This window comes from Methylobacterium sp. CCH5-D2 (assembly GCF_001556475.1).
Taxonomy (GTDB): Bacteria; Pseudomonadota; Alphaproteobacteria; order Rhizobiales; family Beijerinckiaceae; genus Methylobacterium; species Methylobacterium hispanicum.
In genome coordinates, this window is the sequence record NZ_LSIX01000631.1 from 1 (window position 1) to 4,848 (window position 4,848).

Consider the following 4,848-nt stretch of genomic DNA (forward strand, 5'->3'; position numbering starts at 1 on the left):
CCCGCCGGTCTGAGCCCCTCATCCGGGGGGCAGCACCTCGATCTGCAGGCCGCCGTAATAGGCCGCGAGGTCGTCGATCTCGGCGTCCGTGAGATCCTTGGCGACGACGTTCATCACCGCGTTGCGGCGGGTGCCGTCCCGGTACTCCCGCAGGGCCTTGACGAGGTAGACCTCGACCTGGCCCGCGAGGTTCGGCGCCTCCGGCAGCTTCGAGAGCCCGTCGAGCCCGTGGCAGGCCTGGCAGGCGGCGGCGCGCTTGCGGCCCGCCGCGGCGTCGCCCCCGGCCGCGGCCGGGAGCGCGCCGAGGAGCAGCGCCGCGAGGGCGAGGCCAAGCGGCTTGCTCGGACCCCTCACTTGTCCCCGCCCTCGTAGGAGATGCGGTAGATCGCGCCCGCGGTGTCGTCCGAGACGAGGAGCGAGCCGTCGAGCAGCACCGCCACGTCCACGGGGCGGCCGAGATACTCGCCGTCCTGCGTCAGCCAGCCCTCGGCGAAGGGCTTCACGGAGGCGACCTTGCCGTCGGCGCCGAGCGTCGCGAACATGATCCGCGCGCCCACCGGCGTGGTGCGGTTCCACGAGCCGTGCTCGGCGATGAAGATCCCGCCCTGGTAGGCCTTCGGGAACTGCTTGGCCGTGTAGAAGGTCAGCCCGAGATCGGCCGCGTGCGGCGGCAGTTCGGCCAGCGGCGCCACGGCGTTCGCGGGCGGGGTTTGGTCCTTGTACTCGGTGGTGCGGACCTGGCCGCCGCCGTACCAGGGGAAGCCGAACGTCTCGCCGGCCTTGGTGGCGCGGTTCAGCTCGCCCGGCGGCGTGTCGTCGCCCATGCCGTCCACTTGGTTGTCGGTGAACCAGAGGCTCTTGTCGGGCGCGAAGTCGATGCCGACCGAGTTGCGGATGCCGGTGGCGAAGACCTCGCGGTTCTTCCCGTCGGCATCGACCCGGACGATGCCGCCGATGCCGGTCTTCGCGTAGAGGTCGAGCTTGTCGGCGGGCGGCACGTTGTAGGGCTGGCCGAGCGCGATGTAGGTCTTGCCGTCCGGCCCCACGCGGCAGACGCGGGCGGTGTGGTTGTAGCTCTCTTCCGACGCCGGGATCAGCTCGCCTTGGCGGACCACGATGCCGGCGGCCACGTCCGGGTTCTCGTAGAAGAACTCGGCGGCCGGGAAGGCCAGCACCCGGTTCTGCTCGACCACGGTGAGCACGCCGTCGCGCGAGAAGCAGACGCCGTTCGGCACCTTGAAACCGATGCCCGGCGCGAAGGGGCGCACCTCGTCGGCCACCCGGTCCTTGTCGCGGTCGGTGACGGTGTAGACCTTGCTCTTGCGGGTGCCGACGAAGAGCACGCCCGCATTGGGGCCGACCGCGATCGAGCGGGCGTCCGGCACCACGGCGTAGAGGTCGATCTTGAAGCCCGCGGGCAGCGTGATCTTGGAGAGCGTCTTGCGGATGGCGTCGGCGCGGCGCCCGGTCTGCGGCACCTCGGGCGCCGGCTCCGTGCCCGTGCTCTTGAAGGCCTGGAGCTTCTCGAGGTCGTCGGCCTTGCCCTTGGTCTCGCCGGGCTGGGCGCCCTGCGCGAGGGCGCCGGTGGTGAGTGCGGCGCTGGCCAGAAGCGCGGCGAGGATCTGTGAACGCATGGGTGTCTTCCCCGGTGCCGCCCCGTGATCGGGCGTTCGGGGGCAAGTCTTGCGCGCGAGACAGCGGCGCGCAAGGTGATCCGATGACGGCCGGAGGCGGCCGTCCGCGCCGGGGTGGCGCCCTGGCGCATCCGTGAAGGCGGCCGGTTCAGGCCACCTTGCGCGGCACCAGCCGCTCGCTCCCGAGCGCCTCCTCGGCCCCCGAGATGCCGGCCTCGGTGTACTCGGCGTCCTCGTTGACCCGCCAGACGTCGTGGCGGCGCTGGCCCGCCAGGATGTTCTCCACGGTCAGCATCGCCGTCATCATGGCGTGGTCCTGGTTGTTGTACTTGTGCATGCCGTTGCGGCCGACGAGGTGCAGGCTCGGGAAGTCCCGCTCCAGCTCCATGCGGACCATCGCGACGTTCTCGGCGTAGGTCTCGTCGTAGACCGGGTAGGCCTTGGGCTGGCGCACCACGCAGGCATCGACCACGTCGGCCGGGTCGATCAGGCCGATCTTGCCGATCTCCGCCTTGGCGAGCGCGACGAGGTCCGCGTCGGAGCTGTTCCAGAGCCCGTCGCCCTCGAAGCAGAAATACTCCAGCCCGAGGCAGGTATGGCCCGCATCCGGCACCATCTCGGGCGACCACGAGAGGAAGTTCTGCACCCGGCCGACCTTCACGGACGGGTCGTGGATGTAGATCCAGTTATCGGGGAAGGTCCTGTCGGACTTCGCGATCAGCGCAACCGTGAGGAAGTCGCGGTACTGCAGGGCGCGGGCGTGGAAGGTGCTGAGCGGCCGCGGGCGGATCGCGTCGACGAGTTCGCGCACCGGCGCCGAGGAGACGAGGTTGCGGGCCGTGTAGGTCTCGCGGCTGCCGTCGCCCATGAGCACGCTCACCGTCCAGATGCCGGTGGCGGCGTCGTAGCCGAGCCCGTCGACAGCGCGGTCGAGCAGCACCTTGCCGCCCTGGGCCCGGACCTTGGCGGCGGCGGCCTCCCACATCATGCCGGGGCCGCGGCGGGGATAGCGGAAGGATTCGATCAGGGTCTTGATCACCGGCTCGCCGGCCTTGCCACCGGCCTTGGGCTTCCCCCGCAGCCCGAGCGAGCGCATGAGCGCGTCGCGGATCGCGGCGCCGAGGTCGAGCCCCTTGATGCGCTGGGCCGCCCAGTCGGCCGAGATCGCGTCGCAGGACATGCCCCAGACCTTCTCGGTGTAGGTCTTGAAGAAGATCGAGAACAGGCGCTCGCCGAACTGGTTGCGCACCCAGTCGTGGAAGCTCTTGGGCCTCTCGATCGGCTTGGCGCGGGCGTACAGGTAGGAGAGCACGCAGGCCGTGCTGGTGAGCAGGCCGAGGTTGCGCAGCGCCTCGAAGGCTTTCAGCGGGTAGGCGTAGTACTTGCCCTGGTAGTAGATCCGCGACAGGCGCGGGCGCTCGATGAAGTCGTCGGGCAGGAGCTCGTCCCAGAGATCGACCACGGCCTTCGACTTCGAGAAGAAGCGGTGCCCGCCGATGTCGAACAGGTAGCCGTTGTGGGAGACCGTGCGGGAGATGCCGCCGACCTGGGCGGGGTCGCGCTCCAGCACCGTGACGGAGCGGCCGTGCTTCGACAGCAGGTAGGCGGCGGTCAGCCCCGCGGGCCCTGCGCCGATGACCAGCGTCTCGGTGTGATGGCTCATTCCCGGCTCCGGCGGGGCGGTCCCCCCATCAGGTCCGCCCGAACGTGCCGGAGTATCGCCCGGAAGGGTTAACGAGGGCTGTCCCGGGGCCGCCGCGGGCCCGTCCCGGCCCGGTCAGGAGATCCATTTGAGGGCGCGGATGACGCCCATGTCGGCGGCGCGGCGATGGGCCGAGACGTCGCGCCGCCCGGCGATCTCGGCCTGGTTGGCCGCATAGTAGCGGTAGGCGCGCAGCAGCATCTCGCTGTTCGACAGGGTCGGGCGCCAGCCGAGCGCGGCCTTGATCCGCCCGGTATCGAAGGTGAAGTCGGCCGCGATCATGCGGTAATGGTAGGGCCCGAGCGGCGAGAGCCGGAGCGCGTGCGCGGCCCGCATGGCGAGGACGGCCGGCCCCTTGGGCAGGCCGACGATCCGCGAGCGGCTCCCGGTCTCCGCGATGACGTGTGCGAAGCTCTCGCGCATGGTGTCGACCCGGTCCGAGCCGATGCCGAAGGTGCCCGCGCGGCGCTGCTCCCAGGCCAGCAGCATCGCGGCGATCAGGTCGCGGGCGTAGATGAACTGGTAGCGGTGCGAGCCGTCGCCGACCGTCCAGACCCGGCGCCCCTCGGCGATGAACTCGAACAGGATCGCGAGGAGGCCGAGGCGTCCCTCGTCGATGATCGTGGGCGAGCGGATCACCGTCACGGCGACGTCGCGGGCATGGGCGGCAAGCACCTTCTCGCCCTCCCATTTGCTCGCGCCGTAGGGCTCGCAGGGCTCCGGCGCGTCGTCCTCGCGCACCGGCCGCGCGAAGCCGCGGCCCCAGAGGCAGTTGCTGGAGATCGCGACGAGGCTCGGCACGCCCGCCGCCGCGGTCGCCGCCGCGAGGCTGCGCGTGCCCTCGACGTTGGAGGACCACATCTCGGCCTCCGGCACGGCGCCGTGGGCGAGGAGCGCCGCGCAGTGGAACACGCCCGCGAAGCCGCCCCCCGACAGGATCCGGTCGAGGCCCGGCCGGTCGCGGATGTCGCCGACGACGCCCTGCAGCCGCGGATGACGCCGCACGCCCGGCAGGAGGTCGATGCTCGTGACCGCGTGCCCGGCCGCCAGCAGGTCGTCGATCAGGAGGGATCCCAGGAAGCCGGAACCGCCGGTGACGAGAAGACGGGCCATGTCGGTTCTCAGTTTCGGTTCTCAGTGTCGGTTCTCGGTGTCGGTTCTCGGTGTCGGTTCTCAGACGGGCGCCGCGCGCGGGACCGCGACGCTCGGCCGGCCGTCGGCCGGGGCGAGGAGGCGCCACGCGGCAGCGAACAGGGTGCCGGGCACCAGCGCGCACAGGATCGGCAGGTCGAGAATGAACAGCACCCGGGCGAGGGGGACGAGGAGCCAGGTGGCGAGCGCGAGCGGGGCCGCCGGCCGGCCGAGCGCCAGCAGGGTCAGGCCCGGCGCGACCAGGGCAAGCTCGTAGTGGCTCGCGTAAGGGAGCATCACGATCGGGGCGAGCAGGACGACGAGGAGCGCCAGGGGATCCATCTGCGGGCCGTCCCCCGCCCGGCGCAGGGCAGCCACCCC

The 4,848-nt window shown here is 71.4% G+C and carries 5 protein-coding genes; all 5 read right to left on the bottom strand.

Annotated elements, in window-relative coordinates; translation table 11 throughout:
- Nucleotides 1–18 precede the first annotated feature (18 nt).
- Nucleotides 19–354 (bottom strand): cytochrome c, encoded by a 336-nt coding sequence (locus AX737_RS16910; protein WP_066923432.1) that lies wholly within the window; start codon nt 352–354, stop codon nt 19–21.
- Complete coding sequence (locus AX737_RS16915; RefSeq protein WP_066923435.1) at nt 351–1,634, bottom strand: PQQ-dependent sugar dehydrogenase; 1,284 nt, start codon at nt 1,632–1,634, stop codon at nt 351–353. The genes AX737_RS16910 and AX737_RS16915 overlap by 4 nt, the downstream gene beginning before the upstream one ends.
- 148 nt (nt 1,635–1,782) lie before the next feature.
- Nucleotides 1,783–3,297 (bottom strand): NAD(P)/FAD-dependent oxidoreductase, encoded by a 1,515-nt coding sequence (locus tag AX737_RS16920; RefSeq protein WP_066923438.1) that lies wholly within the window; start codon nt 3,295–3,297, stop codon nt 1,783–1,785.
- Between the two features lie 114 nt (nt 3,298–3,411).
- Entirely contained in the window at nt 3,412–4,449 is a 1,038-nt protein-coding gene (locus AX737_RS16925) for an NAD-dependent epimerase/dehydratase family protein (protein WP_066923441.1), read from the bottom strand.
- A gap of 60 nt (nt 4,450–4,509) precedes the next feature.
- On the bottom strand, nt 4,510–4,848 hold a 339-nt coding region (locus AX737_RS16930), incomplete at its 5' end, for a hypothetical protein (RefSeq protein WP_210173134.1).